Source organism: Enterobacter cloacae complex sp. P24RS (assembly GCF_014982165.1).
Lineage (GTDB): Bacteria > Pseudomonadota > Gammaproteobacteria > Enterobacterales > Enterobacteriaceae > Enterobacter > Enterobacter quasihormaechei.
In genome coordinates this window covers 113391-128853 of the sequence record NZ_JADCKU010000003.1, presented here as the reverse complement: position 1 = coordinate 128853, position 15463 = coordinate 113391, and the positions used below count along the sequence as shown (strand labels likewise).

The following is a 15463-nucleotide window of genomic DNA, read 5'->3' as shown; positions in this document are numbered from 1 at the left end:
CTTACCGGGCCTACGAATGTAGGCCGGATAAGGAGCAGCCGCCATCCGACAGAATGCTATACTCACTTGAACCCGTATGAATTAACGGCGATAATTCGCCCCAATATGCGATTTACGAATCAATCCCTTCCTCGTCGGGTTTAACGACGCGGAGGGGATTTTTTTTCATCTGTTTTTAATGTATCGACGTTAAAAGAGGTCTGGACATGAGCACTTTAGGTCATCAGTACGATAACTCTCTGGTATCTAACGCGTTTGGTTTTTTACGCCTTCCAATGAACTTCCAGCCGTACGACAGCGACGCTGACTGGGTGATCACCGGCGTACCGTTCGACATGGCAACCTCCGGTCGTGCGGGTGGACGTCACGGCCCGGCGGCAATCCGTCAGGTTTCCACCAACCTGGCCTGGGAGCACAACCGCTTCCCGTGGAACTTCGACATGCGCGAGCGCCTGAACGTGGTGGACTGCGGTGACCTGGTGTACGCCTTCGGCGACGCGCGCGAAATGAGCGAAAAATTGCAGGCGCATGCAGAGAAGCTGCTGGCGGCCGGTAAGCGCATGCTCTCCTTCGGCGGTGACCACTTCGTTACTCTGCCGCTGCTGCGCGCCCACGCGAAGCACTTCGGTAAAATGGCGCTGGTGCACTTCGATGCGCATACCGACACCTACGCGAACGGCTGCGAGTTCGACCACGGCACCATGTTCTACACCGCGCCGAAAGAAGGCCTGATCGATCCGAACCACTCCGTGCAGATCGGCATCCGTACCGAGTTCGACAAAGATAACGGCTTCACCGTGCTGGACGCCGGCCAGGTGAACGATCGCGGCGTGGACGATATTCTGGCTCAGGTTAAGCAGATCGTCGGTGATATGCCCGTGTATCTGACCTTTGACATCGACTGCCTGGATCCGGCGTTTGCACCGGGTACTGGTACGCCAGTGATTGGCGGCCTGACGTCAGACCGCGCCATCAAGCTGGTGCGTGGCCTGAAGGATCTGAACATCGTTGGGATGGACGTGGTGGAAGTGGCGCCAGCCTATGACCAGTCCGAGATCACCGCGCTTGCCGCGGCGACCCTGGCGCTGGAAATGCTCTACATCCAGGCCGCGAAAAAAGGCGAATAAGCCTTACGCGCTGATTGCTGCTGCGCGACGCATGCGCAGCAGCAACATTCCCCCGGCAAGGAGGGTGATTGCCTGCGAGACGACCAGCACCGAAAAGCCTGAGCTGACCGACCCCACCGACCTCATCACCATCCCCATCAGCAGCGGAATAAACGCCGCGCAGATATTGCCGATCCCATTGATAATGCCGTAAGCGCTGCCCACCGCTTCCCGCGCGGCGTGATGCTGGATCACCGCCGGAATAGCCGCCCCCTGTAGCCCCCAGAATACATTCGCCGAGAGCATAAACAGCGCCAGCCAGGCAGGCTGATGGCTGAGCATCAGCGCGACCACGGACAGCGCCGTCAGCGCGCCGCCCACCACAAACAGCACCGGCGCCTGTTCAGGGCGCATTTTGTCGAGCAGCACCCCGCCGAGGAACTTCGAGCCCAGGCTCAGCAGGAAGGGAATGGCCGCAAGCATGCCCGTGGCGTGCAGCGAGAAATGATGCTCGTCGCGCAGCCACGCGGGCAGCCAGGCGCTGCTCCCCCAGAGATAGCTCAGGGTGGCAATCTCCACCAGCAGGATCCACCCGAGCAGCGGCGTCTGCCAGGCAAGCGAAAACGTCTCTGCGAAGCCCGGTTTTTTGATCTGCTCCGCACCCTGCGGCGCGGGCAGGAAGCGCCAGACAAGGCCGCCGCCCAGCACCAGGTTCAGTACCGCCAGGGCATAAAACGACCCGGCCCAGCCGAGATGCGCCATCAGCCACGTTACCAGCGGAAAGCCCACGGCCAGCCCGAGCGAGACCCCCAGCGCGGTCACGGCGTTGGGTTTGCCGATCTCCTGCGCGCTAAAGTGTTCGCTGATGAAGCGCGTTTTCAGCGAAAAGAGCGGCCCCTCAGCGATCCCCAGGATCGTGCGTGCGATAAGCATGCCCATCAGCGATCCGAGCAGCGGGGAAATGGCGCATACCGCTGCCCAAATCGCTATGCTGCTCAATAATCCCTGTCGATAATGGAGTTTGCTTTCAATAACCGGAGTTAATAATAAAGCCGAAAATCCATAACCCAGCAGGAAACAGGTCATCAGCATTCCCTGTAACATTCTGTTTTCATTTAGCTGAAAATGCTGGGCAAATTCCGGGTTTAAAATCATGACAGAAATATTTACCCGGTCGACGTAGGAAATAATAATGAGTAATAACAATGCCACTGTGCCTTGCCATCTTGCCGTCATAACGCCTGCCTTATGTTTTCGCTTATTTCTATTTTTCATGCGCGTGATTGTCACAGGGGTAAAATGGTTCACCTATGAAACTCATTGTTTATTAATGGAAAAATAAAATTAAGTTTCACAGGTGAAACACCATAATTTTACCTTCTTTTATTTTTAAGGAACAAAAAGAAAAGAAGTCAATCACTGTTTATTAAAATTTCAGGCCATCGATAAATCGTATTCTTTCACGCCGCAATAATGAAAATTTCATATCGCTGCATTTTTTCGTGATCCTTTGCACACTTAGTTAATTAATTACCGTTTGATTAACAAATTCGTCACATTGCGGGTTGACGAAACATTCATCGCTTTTATATTGACCGTATTAAATAAGAAACAGAGTTTCATATATGAAACAAAAGCCTGGAGGATCGTGATGAGCTGGATAGGCGTATGTGACGCAGAACAAGTACAGGAAGATTTCCCTTTTAGCGGCAACGTCGACGGTAAAGAGATCGGCGTGTATTTGATTGACGGTGAATATTACGCGCTGGAAGACGTATGCCCCCACGCCTATGCCCTGCTGAGCCAGGGCTTCGTGGAAGATGGCAAAGTGGAATGCCCGCTGCACGAGGCGGTCTTCGACGTCAAAACCGGCCAGTGCCTGCACGGCCCCGGCGGACGCAACCTTAACCGCTACCCGGTTCGGGTTTTTGAAAACCAGATTCAGATTACCTTCGTCGAGGAGACCGTGGCATGAGCGACACCCTGAACTACAACCCGGCGCTGCCGGAAAGCCGTCAGTTTGCCCCACCGGCTGAGGGCGGTAACGGTGCGATCCATAAGCCGGGTGATTACCAGAACCTGATCTGGCAGACCCGCAGCCGCGAGCCGGAAAGCTGGGAAGTGAACCTCATCGCCACGCTGGAAGATCTCTTCGAGCAGGGAGTTGAAACCTTACCGGAGCTGGTGAACGGGCTGAACGCGGTGCGCATGCACGATCAGCAGGGCGAGCCGTGGAGCGAAGCCAGCTTCCAGGCATTCTTACAGGTTAACGGCTACTGAGGGCAACGCGATGACGACTACCGTACAACACTATCTCGATAAAGGTCTGCGCGGCCTCTGGTATCCGGTGCTGGCGAGCTGGGAGGTGCAGTCTGCACCGGTGGGCATTACCCGCCTGGGCGAACAGATTGTGGTCTGGCGCAACAAAGACGGCCAGGTGCAGGCGCTGGAGGACCGCTGTCCGCACCGCGGCGCACGCCTGTCGATGGGCTGGAACCTGGGCGACCGCATTGCCTGCTGGTATCACGGCGTGGAGGTCGCGGGCAACGGCGAGGTGAAAGACGTGCCCGCCGTGGACAAATGCCCGCTGGTCGGCCAGCAGTGCGTGCGCAGCTACAACGTGCAGGAGGCGCACGGCGCCATCTTCCTGTGGTTTGGCGTCACCGCAGACCAGCAGCCGGACGAGCTGACCTTCCCGGACGAGCTCGCCGATACGGACAGTTTCAGCAACTTCCTCTGCACCGCCGCGTGGAAATGCAATTATCAGTACGCGCTGGAAAACGTGATGGATCCGATGCACGGCACCTATCTGCACTCTTCGTCGCACTCGATGGCGGAAGGGGATCGCAAGGCCGACATGGTGCTCCAGCCGACCAAAACCGGCTTTATTTTCGAGAAAAAAGGGCAGAGCGGCGTCAACTTTGACTGGGTGGAGCTGGGCAACAGCGGCACCTGCTGGATGCGCCTCTCCATTCCGTACAAGAAGCGCTTCGGGCCGGGCGGCCACTTCTTTATCGTCGGCATGGTGGTGCCGGAAGATAACGACAACTGCCGCGTCTTCTTCTGGCGCATTCGCCGGGTGCAGGGCTGGCAGCGCGACATGTGGCGCTTCATGTACCGCAACCGTCTGGAAAAACTGCACTGGGAAGTGCTGGAGCAGGACCGCGTGGTGCTGGAAAGCCTGGCGCCCAACGCCCGCGACCATGAATACCTGTATCAGCACGACGTCGGCCTCTCGCGCCTGCGCCGCATGATGCAAAAGGCCGCCAAAGAGCAGCTGGCGATGCGCGAAGAACAGCAGGGAGCCGCCTGATGAACGGGCTGCTGAGCGGCAAGCGCATCGTCATAACCGGCGCCGCGCGCGGGCTGGGCTTTCACTTTGCCAAAGCCTGCGCGGAGCAGGGCGCGGCGGTGATGATGTGCGACATCCTCAAGGGCGAGCTGGCCGAGAGCGCCCACGCCCTGAGCGAGCAAGGCTATGCGATCGAACCGCACGTTATCGATCTGGCCGATCCGCAGTCCATTGAGCAGGTGTTCAGCGCGATTGGCGAGCAGGGTCAGATTGATGGCCTGGTGAACAACGCGGCGATGGCGACGGGCGTCGGCGGCAAAAATATGCTCGATTACGATCCGGATCTCTGGGATCGGGTGATGAGCGTTAACGTCAAAGGCACCTGGCTGGTGACGCGCGCCGCGGTGCCGCTGCTGCGCGAGGGCGCGGGCATCGTGAACATTGCGTCCGACACCGCGCTGTGGGGCGCGCCGCGCCTGATGGCCTACGTCGCCAGCAAGGGCGCCGTGATTGCGATGACCCGCTCAATGGCGCGCGAACTGGGTGAAAAGCGTATCCGCATTAATGCCATCGCGCCGGGGTTAACCCGCGTCGAGGCAACCGAATATGTTCCGGCCGAGCGCCATCAGCTTTACGAGAATGGCCGCGCGTTAACCGGCGCGCAGCAGCCGGAAGACGTCACCGGCAGCGTGGTCTGGCTGTTAAGCGATCTGTCGCGATTTATCACCGGGCAGCTGATCCCGGTCAACGGCGGTTTTGTTTTTAACTAAGGTGTGGCGATTATGGCAAACGATCAGGAAGTGAAATATCTGGTGCCGGGGCTGGAGCGCGGTTTACAGCTGCTGTTGGCTTTTGGTGAGCAGCATCGCGATCTGACCTTTGCCGAGCTGCACCGGCTGGTGGATATGCCGAAGGCGACCGCCTATCGCGTGGTGCAGACGCTGGAGTACATGGGCTTTCTGGAGCGGAACGCGCGCACCAGTACCTTTTCGCTGGGCATGAACGTGCTGCGTCTCGGCTTTGAGTACATCGCCTCGCTGGACGTGGCGCAGGTCGGCCAGCCGGTGATCGAACAGCTGCGCGACGTGAGCCAGTGCAGCAGCCATCTGGCGATCCGCGACGGGCGCGACATTATCTACATCGCCCGCGTCAGCGCCGCCGGGTCGCGCATCAACCAGGTCAGCATTGGCACCCGCCTGCCGGTGCACTGCACCTCGCTGGGCCGCATGCTGCTGACCGATATTTCCCGCGCCGATTTCGAACAGTTGTTCCCGCACGAGCGCCTGCCGGGCAACGCGCCGGGGCAGCTTCACAACCGCGAGGCCCTGTGGCAGATGGTGCAGCAGGACAAAGCCCGCGGGTATGTCATCGGCGAATCCTTCTTCCGCCACGGCATCTCCTCCATCGTCTACCCGGTGTATGACCGAAGCGGACGCGTGGCGGCGGTGGTCAGCATTCTGGTGCCGTCGGAGGAGATCCCGCAGACCGACCGCGAGCGGCTGCAAAACGAGGTTCGCCTCGCGGCAGATAAAATTTCTGGCTTCTTAGGCTATTTGTCACAGGCCAGTTAAATCAGTGAGTTAACGTCAGGCGCTTAACTGCGTCGGGCATGTTTTACGCCCAATTTGGGCCAGATGAGGCAACGAACGATGAGTGTAACCGGAATTGAAAAGCTGGAATTTGGCGTGGAAGACCTGACGCACTGCGCCAAATTTATGCGTGATTTTGGCCTGACGGGCGATGCCAGCGGCCAGCGTTTTACCACCCTGAGCGGCGCGCGCGTGGAGCTGAACCCCATCGATAGCCCCGACCTGCCGCCGGCGTTTGAAGCGGGCAACACCCTGCGCCGCATGACCTGGGCGGTTGCCGCACAGTCCGATCTCGACGCGCTGCGCCCGAAGCTTGCGCAGCAGCCCGGCTTTCGCGAAGTGGGCGACGCGCTGGAATGCCTCGATCCGAACGGCATGACCCTGCGCGTGCAGGTCAGCCAGCAGACTGACGTGGAGCTGAACGTTGAGCCGATTAACCAGTGGGGCGACGCCCGCCGCATCGACACGCCGAGCCCGGTTTATGAGCGTGCCCAGCCGATCAACGTCGGGCACGTGGTGTTCTTCGTGGAGGAGCTGGCGGCGGTGGAGAAATTCTACCGCGAGGTGCTCGGCTTCCAGGTTTCGGACCGCTACATCAACCGCGCCGTGTTCCTGCGCTGCGCGGCGCGCGGCGGCCATCACAACCTGTTCCTGCTGCAACTGCCGAACCGCAAGCGCGGCCTCAACCACGTGGCCTTCACCGTGCGCGACATCCACGAGGTGATCGGCGGCGGTATCGCGATGAATAAAAATGAATGGAGCACCTTTATCGGGCCGGGCCGCCATCCGGTGTCGTCGGCGTACTTCTGGTACGTCAATAGCCCGACCGGCGGCGCGTTTGAGTATTACACCAACGACGACTATCTGACGGAAAACTGGCAGCCGCGCGAGCTGGAGCACTCCCTGGTCTCCTTTACCGAATGGGCGGTAGAAGGCGGGATTGACCACGACACGCGCCGCCAGCAGAAAAAGCCGGAGGCGGTATGACGTCGCGCATTGTCATTATCGGCGGCGGTCAGGCGGGCGGCTGGGCGGCGAAAACCTTGCGCGACGAGGGCTTCGACGGCGAGATCTGCGTGGTGGCGGAAGAGGAGTGGGATTTCTACGAACGTCCGCCGCTGTCGAAAGCGTCTCTGCTGGAGCCGGACGCGGCGCTCCCGCGGCTGTTTAGCGAAGCAGCACAGCAGGCGCTGAACCTGACCTGGTACCGCCCGCTGCGTGCTGAATCAGTCGATCGTGAAGCGAAATCCGTGCGTTTGAGCAACGGCGAACGCCTTAGTTACAACATCCTTTTAATGGCCACCGGCGGGCGGGCGCGCCTGCCTTCGCAGGCGTGGGCGGCGCATCCGCAGGTCTACACCCTGCGCCACTGGCAGGACGCGCAGCGCCTGAAAGCGCGTCTGGCGGAAAGTAAAAAACTGGCGATTGTCGGCGGCGGCTGGATCGGCCTGGAGATTGCCGCTTCCGCGCGCAAAAGCGGCGTGGCGGTCACGCTGTTTGAGCAGCAGCCCGCGCTGTGCATGCGCTCGGTGAGCGGCGAGGTGTCGCAGCGCTTAGAGGCCATCCACCGCGAGCAGGGGGTGGAGATCCGTACCGGCTGCGGCGCGCTGGAGCTGGAGGACGATAACGGCCTGCCGGTCATCCACTGCGACGGCCAGCGTGAAACCTTAGATGCGGTAGTGGTGGGGATCGGCGTCGATCTCAATCTGGAGCTGGCGCGCGATGCGGGACTTCGCACCGAGCGGGGGATCGTGGTGGACGCCCAGGGGCGCACGTCCGATCCGTTCATCTTTGCCGCAGGCGACGTGGCGCAGCACCATCACTACGGCCTGTGCATCCAGTCCTGGGCCTTCGCGCAGAATCAGGCGGTGGCGACGGCGAAAGCCATGCTTAACCCCGATGCGCCAGGCTACGACGACGCGCCGTGGCTGTGGTCGGATCAATACCAGCACAATATTCAGATCCTCGGCATTCCGCAGCCGGGAGGCAAAACGCGGGTGCGTGAAGACGCGCTGTTCTTCTCGCTGGATGAACGCGGGCGGCTGACGCAGCTGGTGGCGTTCAACGATGCGCGCACCGTCAAGCTGGCGAAGCGCTGGATGGCGGCGGGGCGGGACCTGTCGGACGTACCGCTCGCCGACCCGACTTTTTCACTGATGTCACTGCGATAGCTAACCCGCACCCGTAGGGGGAGACATGACCACATTAGAGACCAACACCGCGCCCGTCGAGGCGAGCGGTGAGGGAACCCGCATGCCTGAAAAAGCGGTGCGCTGGGCCATCCCGCTGTCGCTGCTGGCCTGCGTGCTGCTGGCGTTTTTCGACAAAATCAGCATCGCGGCGCTCTTTTCCGACACCCATTTCCAGCAGGCGATGGGCATCGATTTTGACACCACGCGCCTCGGCATTCTGATGAGCGCCTTCCTGCTGAGCTACGGCTTTTCGTCGGTATTTTTGAGCGGTTTAGGCGACAAAATCGCGCCGCTGCGCCTGCTCACCGGCATGATGGCGATCTGGTGCGTGCTGATGGTGGCGATGGGCTTTACCCATAACTACACGCTGATGATCGTCCTGCGCATCCTGCTGGGCGTGGCGGAAGGACCACTGTTCCCGCTGGCTTTCGCCATCGTGCGCCACAACTTCCCGCAGCATTTACAGGCGCGCGCCACCATGCTGTGGCTGCTGGGCACGCCGGTAGGCGCGGCGATTGGCTTCCCGCTCTCCCTCTGGCTGCTGAACACCTTCGGCTGGCAGAGCACCTTCTTTGTCATGGCAATGCTGACCGTGCCGGTGCTTATCTTTGTGCGCATCGGCCTGCGCGGGATCCGTCTGGAAGCAAAACCCGGCACCTCGCAGGCGTCTCAGGACGAGCGGCGCGCGGCGCGGCGCGAGCTGTTTGTCAGCCCGCACTTCTGGATCATCTGCATCTTTAACATCGCGTTCCTGACCTACCTGTGGGGCATTAATGGCTGGCTGCCTGGCTACTTAATCAAGGGCAAAGGCATCCACCTGGAGCACGCGGGCTGGCTGTCGTCGATGCCGTTCATCGCCATGCTGGCGGGAGAGGTGATTGGCGCGTGGCTCTCTGACCGGGTCGATAAGCGCGCGGCGGCCTGCTTTATCTCGATGGCGGGGGCGGCCGTCGGGCTGGCGGCGGTGATGCACCTTGATACCCCGCTTGCCATCATCGCGGCGATGAGCTTCAGCACCTTTATGTGGGGCACCGGCGCCCCCAACATTTTCGCCCTGCTGGCGAAGGCCACCCATCCCCGGGTGAGCGCCACGGCGGGGGGGATTTTCAACGGGCTGGGAAATTTTGCGGGCGCGCTGTCGCCGGCGGTGATGGGCGCGCTTATCGCCTTCACCCACAGCATGGATTCCGGGCTGATTTTTCTGGCGGTGATGGCGGCGGTGGGCTGCGTCCTGTTACTGCCGCTGCTGAGACGTTACTGAGGAGAGTGTCATGACTGATTCAACCGTAACCCACAAAACAGGCATCAAACCTGACTACCTGACGATGGAAGAGTGGGTCGAGTCGCGCATCGCGCGCTTCGAAGGCCGTAAATACGACTGGAACGCGCTGAAGTTCCAGGCCGATTTTGATCCGAAATACCGCCGGGCGCAGATGCGCTACATCGGCACCGGCGCAACCGGCGTGGCGAACGACACCAACACCGTGCAGGCGGACCATTTTACCTTCTCCACCATGGTGCTGCCGTCGAAGTGCGAAGGGCCGCTGCACCTGCACGACGACGTGGAGGAGGTGTTCTTCATGCTCAAAGGGCAGATCACGCTGATGATCCAGGACGGCGACAACTACACCGAAACCGTGCTGCGCGAGCGTGACCTGATCTCCGTCCCGCCGGGTATCTATCGCGGCCTGTTTAACCACGGGGAAGAAGAGGCGCTGATGTGCGTCATGCTGGGAACCAACAAGCCGGAAATCCCGACCTACCCCTCCGATCATCCGCTCTCAAAAGTGAAGCGGAACTAAGGGGGCTACATGACGGCTTTTCGTGAACAGGGAAGCGGCATTCCGCTGATGCTGCTGCACGGGATCAGCTCTGGCGCTGCGTCCTGGCACAAGCAGATGGCGCTGAACGGTTTTCGCGTGCTGGCGTGGGACATGCCCGGTTACGGTGAAAGCCCGATGCTGGCGGTTGAGCGGGCGAACGCGGGGGATTACGCCGACGCGCTGGCGGCGATGCTCGATCGCGCCGGTGTCTGGCAGGCGGTGCTGGTGGGCCATTCCCTGGGCGCGCTGGTGGCCAGCGCGTTTGCGGCGAAGTTTCCTGAACGCGTCATTCATCTGGTGCTGGCGGACGCCGCGCAGGGCTACGGCAATGCCGCGCCGGCGCAGCGGGAGCAGGTCTGGCGTAATCGCGAGCAGCAGATAGCGCTCGGCGGCGACATCCTCGCCCAGACCCGCGCCGCGAAGCTGCTACGCCCCGGCGCGCGCGCGGAAGATATCGCCACCGTCGCGGCGGGTATGCGCAGGCTGCGACCGGAAGGCTACCTTGCCGCTGCGTGGATGCTGGCGCACGACGACGTTCACGGCTGGCTGGCGCGTTACGCCGGTCAATTTGAAGTCTGGTGCGGCGAGCAGGACGCGATAACGCAGCCCGAGCTGGTGCAGGGGCTGGCGCTGCGCTACGGCATGCCGTTTACCGCCATTCCGCAGGCCGGACACGCGAGCTATCTCGATAACGACGCGTTTTTTAACCAACAGCTTTTACGCATTAACGAAGAGGTGCGCGATGAATGCACACATTGACGGCCGCGTAGCGGTCGTTACCGGCGGTTCGTCCGGCATTGGCTTTGAAACGCTGCGCCTGCTGCTGGGCGAAGGGGCGAAAGTGGCTTTCTGTGGCCGCGACCCGGACCGGCTCGCCAGCGCCCATGCGACGCTGCAAAACGACTATCCCGACGGGGAAATTTTCTCTTACCGCTGCGACGTGCTGAATGCCGACGAGGTGCAGGCCTTCGCGGAGGCGGTGCAGGCGCGCTTTGGCGCGGCGGATATGCTGATCAACAACGCTGGTCAGGGCTACGTGGCGCACTTCCATGACACGCCGCGCGAGGCGTGGCTGCACGAAGCCGAACTCAAACTGTTTGGCGTCATTAACCCGGTTCAGGCGTTTCAGCCGCTGCTGGAACGGTCCGACATCGCTTCCATCACCTGCGTGAACTCCCTGCTGGCGCTTCAGCCGGAAGAGCACATGATCGCCACGTCGGCAGCCCGCGCCGCGCTGCTGAACATGACGCTGACGCTCTCGAAAGAGCTGGTGGGCAAAGGGATTCGCGTCAATTCCATACTGCTTGGCATGGTCGAGTCCGGCCAGTGGCAGCGCCGCTTCGAAAGCCGGGCGGACAAAAGCCAGAGCTGGCCGGAGTGGACGGCGGAGATCGCGCGCAGGCGCGGCATTCCAATGGCGCGCCTCGGCAAGCCGCAGGAGCCCGCGCAGGCGCTGCTGTTCCTCGCCTCGCCGCTGGCATCGTTTACCACCGGCGCGGCGCTGGACGTTTCCGGCGGCTTCTGCCGCCATCTGTAAGGACGCATCATGAAAAAGGTCATGTTAATTGGTTACGGCGCGATGGCGCAGGCGGTGATCGAACGCCTGCCTGCCGGGGTGACGATCGGCTGGATCGTCGCGCGCGAGTCTCACCACGCGGCGATCGCGGAACGGTTTAGCGATACGGCGGTGGCGCTGGGCTCGCCGATGGACTGCACGGAAACGCCCGATCTGGTGCTGGAGTGCGCCAGCCAGCAGGCGGTGGCGCAGTACGGTGAAGATATTCTCCGTCGCGGCTGGCATCTGGCGGTTATTTCCACCGGCGCGCTGGCGGACAGCGCGCTGGAGCAGCGCCTGCTCGCGGCGGGCGGAAAACTGACCCTGCTCTCCGGGGCGGTGGCGGGCATCGACGGGCTGGCGGCGGCGAAGGAGGGCGGGCTTGAGCGCGTCACCTATCAGTCGCGCAAAAGCCCGGCTAGCTGGCGCGGCAGCTACGCCGAGCAGCTTATCGATCTCAACGCAGTCAGAGAGGCGCAGGTCTTTTTTGAAGGCAGCGCCCGCGAGGCGGCGCGCCTGTTCCCGGCGAACGCCAACGTGGCGGCGACCGTGGCGCTCGGCGGCGTCGGGATGGATGAAACCCGCGTGCAGCTGATGGTTGACCCGACAACGAAACGTAACACCCACACGCTGCACGTTGAAGGGCTGTTTGGCGAATTCCATCTGGAGCTGAGCGGGCTGCCGCTGGCGTCTAACCCTAAAACCTCCACCCTGGCGGCACTCAGCGCGGTGCGCGCCTGCCGCGAGCTGGCCCTGAGCTGAGGAGTGACGATGGACGATCTGAAGATTTTTATCGGCGGCCAGTGGCGACGCGGCGGCGGTAACCCGATGCAGAGCCACTTCCCGGCAGACGGGTCGCTCAATGCGACGCTGAACGCGGCAAACATTGACGATCTGCACGACGCGATCGAGGCCGGCGAGCGCGCGTGGCGCGATCCCGCATGGCGCAACAGCCTGCCGCACGTGCGGGCGAAGATCCTGCACAAGGTGGCGGATCTGATTGAGTCCCGCGCTGACGAGCTGGCGCAGATGCAGAGCCGGGATAACGGCAAGCCGCTGGCGGAGGCGCGCGGGCTGGTGATGAGCGCGGCGGGAACGGCCCGCTACTTCGCCGCCGCCTGCGAGCTGCTGGAAGGGGAACTGCCCACGCCGCGCCAGCCGGATCTGCTGACGCTAAGCCGCTATGAGCCGCTCGGCGTGGTGGCGGCCATCACGCCGTGGAACTCGCCGATTGCCAGCGAGATGCAGAAGGTCGCCCCGGCCATCGCCGCCGGAAACGCGGTGATCCTCAAGCCTGCCGAAGCCACGCCGCTGATGGCGCTCGAGCTGGCGCGCATTTTTGAACAGGCCGGGCTGCCCGCCGGTCTGCTGAGCGTGCTGCCGGGCAAAGGCTCGGTGATTGGCGACGCGCTGGCGCGCCATCCTCGCGTGCGAAAAATTTCCTTTACCGGCGGCACCAATACGGGCCGCCATCTGGCGCACGTGGCCGCGGAAAAGCTGATTCCGGCGTCGCTGGAGCTGGGCGGCAAATCCCCGACCATCGTGCTGGAGGATGCCGACGTTGAGCAGGCCGCGCGCGGGATCTGCTACGGCATTTTCAGCTCGGCAGGGCAGGCGTGCATCGCCGGGTCCCGGCTGTTTATCCACGAAAGCCTGTACGCGCCGCTGATGGCGCGGCTGCTGGAGCTCACGCGCGGCCTGCGCGTGGGGCATCCGTTCGCTGACGGCGTCCATGTAGGACCGCTGATCAACGACAAGCATCGCCAGGGCGTTCTTGAGTACGTCGAGCTGGCGAAGCGCGAAGGGGGCCGGGTGCTGTGCGGCGGCGAAATCCCGGCAGATCCGGCGCTCGCAAACGGCAGCTTCTTCCTGCCAACCATTATTGAAGGGCTGTCGAACGGCGCCCGCACCTGCCAGGAGGAGATTTTCGGCCCGGTGCTGGTGGCGATGCCGTTTCGCGATGAAGCGGCGTTGATCCGCGAGGCGAACGACTCGGTCTACGGCCTGGCGGCAGGCATCTGGACCCGCGACATCGGGCGGGCGCTGCGCCTCAGCGAGCAGCTGGAGGCCGGTACGGTGTGGATCAACACCTACAAAGTTTTTGCGATTTCGACTCCGTTCGGGGGCTTTAAAGAGAGCGGTCTGGGCCGCGAAAAGGGCATTCAGGGGCTGAAAGCCTGGATGCAGCAAAAGAGCATTTATCTGGCGACGGGTAACAGCGTCAACCACTGGTGCGACTGAGAAAGGGTGAGCAATGAGCGAAATGATAACCGTCGGCGACGCCATCGCCAGAACGCTGGAGCAGTATCAGGTTGAGGCCATCTACGGCGTCATCTCCATTCACAACCTGCCGATCGCGGACGCGGTAGGGCAGCGGGGCAAAATCCGCTTCGTGCCCGCGCGCGGCGAGGCGGGTTCCGTCACCATGGCCGACGCCCATGGGCGGTTTTCCGGCCTCGGCGTGGCGCTGACCAGCACCGGCGCGGGGGCGGGGAACGCGGTAGGCGCGCTGGTGGAGGCGATGAACGCCTGCACGCCGCTGCTGCATTTAACCGGACAGGTTGAGAAGGCCTGGCTGGACGCCGACACCGGGTTTATCCACGAGACCCGCGACCAGCTGACCTTCCTGAAGGCCAGCTCAAAGCGGGCGTACCGCATCAGCAATGCCAGCCAGGCGATAGCGATTCTGCATAAAGCGATTCAGGAGGCGCAGACGCCGCCGTGCGGGCCGGTCTCTGTGGAAATCCCGATTGATATTCAGGGCGCGAAGATCCCCCTGTCTCTGGTGACGGCGCCGGTGAAACCGGCTCCGGGTGTGAGCGTAGATGCGAGCGTTGTCGATACGCTGTGGGCGCAGCTTAAGCAGGCTAAACAGCCGCTGCTGTGGCTGGGCGGCGGGGCGCTGGGAAGCGCTGACGCGGTGAAAAAACTGGCGGAGGCGGGCGTGACGGTGATCTCCAGCACCCACGCGCGCGGCGTGCTGCCGGACAGCCATCGTGCCAGCCTGCGCGCGTTCCACAACTCGCCGTCGGTAGAGGCGCTGATTGCGCAGTGTGATTTTACGCTGGTGGCCGGTTCTCGCCTGCGCAGCAACGAAACCCGCTCCTGGACGCTGGAGTTGCCGTCTCCGCGGGTGCAGATTGATATCGATCCGGCGGCGGCGAGCCGTAACTATCTGATGGATAACACGCTGATAGCCGACTGTTCAGCGCTGCTTGGTGCCCTGGCCGATAAAGCGCAGGGCCGCGAGTGGGGCAACGCCCAGTGGGACGCGCAGGTGCAGCAGGCGGTATTGCAGGCTGAACAGGGCCTGCGCGAGCAGTGCGGCGCCTATGCGAAGCTCAACGACGCCATAGAAAAAGCCCTGCCGAAGGACGGCCTGCTGGTGCGCGATATCACCGTGTCCGGCAGCCTGTGGGGCAGCCGCCTGTTCAGGGCTAACGGCCCGCTGATGAACATTCACTCTCTGGCCGGGGCGATTGGCATGGGGCTGCCGATGGCCATCGGTACCGCCATTGCCAATCCGCAGCGTAAGGTGGTGGGGCTGGTGGGCGACGGCGGCCTGAGCCTGAATTTAGGCGAGCTGGCGACGCTGGCGCAGGAGAAAGCCAACGTGACGTTGCTGATCATGAACGACGGGGGCTATGGCGTCATGCGCGGCATTCAGGATAAGTATTTTGGCGGGCGACAGTATTACAACGAATTGCATACCCCGGACTTTACCCTGCTGGCGCAGGCGATTGGCTTACAGGCCTGGAGCGTTGAGCGGGCCGAGGGCTTTGATGCGGTCATGACGGAGGCGCTGGCCATGCCTGGGCCGTCGGTGGTGGAAGTGCGGATGGGGCAGATAGGCGCCCTGAAGTTTGCCGGGCCGCCGCAGAAAACGCTGTACTGATTTGGTCTTGT

The 15463-nt window shown here is 62.2% G+C and carries 16 protein-coding genes; 15 read left to right on the top strand and 1 reads right to left on the bottom strand.

The window, feature by feature from the left end; genetic code table 11:
* Positions 1–206: 206 nt before the first annotated feature.
* On the top strand, positions 207–1127 hold the full coding sequence (gene speB / locus INF58_RS03210; RefSeq protein ID WP_017382921.1) for an agmatinase: 921 nt from the start codon (positions 207–209) through the stop codon (positions 1125–1127).
* 3 nt (positions 1128–1130) lie between these two features.
* Here speB and INF58_RS03205 read toward each other — a convergent pair whose 3' ends face one another.
* Positions 1131–2342: an MFS transporter gene (locus tag INF58_RS03205; RefSeq protein WP_193526986.1), complete on the bottom strand. Its 1212-nt coding sequence runs from the start codon at positions 2340–2342 to the stop codon at positions 1131–1133.
* Between the two features lie 415 nt (positions 2343–2757).
* Here INF58_RS03205 and INF58_RS03200 point away from each other — a divergent pair, with 415 nt between their 5' ends.
* The 14 genes from INF58_RS03200 to INF58_RS03135 all read left to right on the top strand — a co-directional run bounded on the left by INF58_RS03200 (position 2758) and on the right by INF58_RS03135 (position 15452).
* Positions 2758–3081 (top strand): non-heme iron oxygenase ferredoxin subunit, encoded by a 324-nt coding sequence (locus tag INF58_RS03200; RefSeq protein WP_003860044.1) that lies wholly within the window; start codon positions 2758–2760, stop codon positions 3079–3081.
* Positions 3078–3386, top strand: coding sequence for a recombinase-like helix-turn-helix domain-containing protein (locus INF58_RS03195; protein ID WP_028014353.1), 309 nt, complete (start codon positions 3078–3080; stop codon positions 3384–3386). Before INF58_RS03200 ends, INF58_RS03195 begins: the two co-directional genes overlap by 4 nt.
* Before the next feature lie 10 nt (positions 3387–3396).
* Positions 3397–4419: an aromatic ring-hydroxylating dioxygenase subunit alpha gene (locus tag INF58_RS03190; protein ID WP_028014352.1), complete on the top strand. Its 1023-nt coding sequence runs from the start codon at positions 3397–3399 to the stop codon at positions 4417–4419.
* The gene (locus INF58_RS03185; protein ID WP_193526985.1) at positions 4419–5168 is read left to right on the top strand and encodes an SDR family oxidoreductase; all 750 of its coding nucleotides are present in this window, start codon (positions 4419–4421) and stop codon (positions 5166–5168) included. The genes INF58_RS03190 and INF58_RS03185 overlap by 1 nt, the downstream gene beginning before the upstream one ends.
* A gap of 12 nt (positions 5169–5180) precedes the next feature.
* Positions 5181–5969 carry an IclR family transcriptional regulator gene (locus INF58_RS03180; RefSeq protein ID WP_193526984.1) on the top strand — a complete coding sequence of 263 codons (789 nt, stop codon included), beginning with the start codon at positions 5181–5183 and terminating at the stop codon, positions 5967–5969.
* A gap of 78 nt (positions 5970–6047) precedes the next feature.
* Positions 6048–6974 (top strand): VOC family protein, encoded by a 927-nt coding sequence (locus tag INF58_RS03175; protein WP_193526983.1) that lies wholly within the window; start codon positions 6048–6050, stop codon positions 6972–6974.
* A complete protein-coding gene (locus INF58_RS03170; protein WP_193526982.1) occupies positions 6971–8158 on the top strand; it encodes an NAD(P)/FAD-dependent oxidoreductase in 1188 nt (395 codons plus the stop codon). The genes INF58_RS03175 and INF58_RS03170 overlap by 4 nt, the downstream gene beginning before the upstream one ends.
* A 25-nt stretch (positions 8159–8183) precedes the next feature.
* Positions 8184–9440: an MFS transporter gene (locus INF58_RS03165; RefSeq protein WP_193526981.1), complete on the top strand. Its 1257-nt coding sequence runs from the start codon at positions 8184–8186 to the stop codon at positions 9438–9440.
* A 10-nt stretch (positions 9441–9450) separates the two neighbouring features.
* Positions 9451–9981: a cupin domain-containing protein gene (locus INF58_RS03160; protein ID WP_193526980.1), complete on the top strand. Its 531-nt coding sequence runs from the start codon at positions 9451–9453 to the stop codon at positions 9979–9981.
* A 9-nt stretch (positions 9982–9990) separates the two neighbouring features.
* Positions 9991–10761, top strand: coding sequence for an alpha/beta fold hydrolase (locus INF58_RS03155; protein ID WP_193526979.1), 771 nt, complete (start codon positions 9991–9993; stop codon positions 10759–10761).
* Positions 10745–11539, top strand: coding sequence for an SDR family oxidoreductase (locus INF58_RS03150; protein WP_193526978.1), 795 nt, complete (start codon positions 10745–10747; stop codon positions 11537–11539). The genes INF58_RS03155 and INF58_RS03150 overlap by 17 nt, the downstream gene beginning before the upstream one ends.
* Before the next feature lie 9 nt (positions 11540–11548).
* Positions 11549–12319 (top strand): aspartate dehydrogenase, encoded by a 771-nt coding sequence (locus INF58_RS03145; protein WP_131636366.1) that lies wholly within the window; start codon positions 11549–11551, stop codon positions 12317–12319.
* 9 nt (positions 12320–12328) lie between these two features.
* Complete coding sequence (locus INF58_RS03140; RefSeq protein ID WP_193526977.1) at positions 12329–13798, top strand: aldehyde dehydrogenase; 1470 nt, start codon at positions 12329–12331, stop codon at positions 13796–13798.
* A 13-nt stretch (positions 13799–13811) separates the two neighbouring features.
* Positions 13812–15452, top strand: a complete 1641-nt coding sequence (locus tag INF58_RS03135) for a thiamine pyrophosphate-binding protein (RefSeq protein ID WP_193526976.1) — start codon at positions 13812–13814, stop codon at positions 15450–15452.
* Positions 15453–15463 lie beyond the last annotated feature (11 nt).

Excerpts from the sequence above, each read along its gene's own strand:
- speB (WP_017382921.1), top strand. The coding sequence starts at position 207 with ATGAGCACTTTAGGTCATCAGTACGATAACTCTCTGGTATCTAACGCG.
- INF58_RS03205 (WP_193526986.1), bottom strand. The coding sequence starts at position 2,342 with ATGACGGCAAGATGGCAAGGCACAGTGGCATTGTTATTACTCATTATT.
- INF58_RS03200 (WP_003860044.1), top strand. The coding sequence starts at position 2,758 with ATGAGCTGGATAGGCGTATGTGACGCAGAACAAGTACAGGAAGATTTC.
- INF58_RS03195 (WP_028014353.1), top strand. The coding sequence starts at position 3,078 with ATGAGCGACACCCTGAACTACAACCCGGCGCTGCCGGAAAGCCGTCAG.
- INF58_RS03190 (WP_028014352.1), top strand. The coding sequence starts at position 3,397 with ATGACGACTACCGTACAACACTATCTCGATAAAGGTCTGCGCGGCCTC.
- INF58_RS03185 (WP_193526985.1), top strand. The coding sequence starts at position 4,419 with ATGAACGGGCTGCTGAGCGGCAAGCGCATCGTCATAACCGGCGCCGCG.
- INF58_RS03180 (WP_193526984.1), top strand. The coding sequence starts at position 5,181 with ATGGCAAACGATCAGGAAGTGAAATATCTGGTGCCGGGGCTGGAGCGC.
- INF58_RS03175 (WP_193526983.1), top strand. The coding sequence starts at position 6,048 with ATGAGTGTAACCGGAATTGAAAAGCTGGAATTTGGCGTGGAAGACCTG.
- INF58_RS03170 (WP_193526982.1), top strand. The coding sequence starts at position 6,971 with ATGACGTCGCGCATTGTCATTATCGGCGGCGGTCAGGCGGGCGGCTGG.
- INF58_RS03165 (WP_193526981.1), top strand. The coding sequence starts at position 8,184 with ATGACCACATTAGAGACCAACACCGCGCCCGTCGAGGCGAGCGGTGAG.
- INF58_RS03160 (WP_193526980.1), top strand. The coding sequence starts at position 9,451 with ATGACTGATTCAACCGTAACCCACAAAACAGGCATCAAACCTGACTAC.
- INF58_RS03155 (WP_193526979.1), top strand. The coding sequence starts at position 9,991 with ATGACGGCTTTTCGTGAACAGGGAAGCGGCATTCCGCTGATGCTGCTG.
- INF58_RS03150 (WP_193526978.1), top strand. The coding sequence starts at position 10,745 with ATGAATGCACACATTGACGGCCGCGTAGCGGTCGTTACCGGCGGTTCG.
- INF58_RS03145 (WP_131636366.1), top strand. The coding sequence starts at position 11,549 with ATGAAAAAGGTCATGTTAATTGGTTACGGCGCGATGGCGCAGGCGGTG.
- INF58_RS03140 (WP_193526977.1), top strand. The coding sequence starts at position 12,329 with ATGGACGATCTGAAGATTTTTATCGGCGGCCAGTGGCGACGCGGCGGC.
- INF58_RS03135 (WP_193526976.1), top strand. The coding sequence starts at position 13,812 with ATGAGCGAAATGATAACCGTCGGCGACGCCATCGCCAGAACGCTGGAG.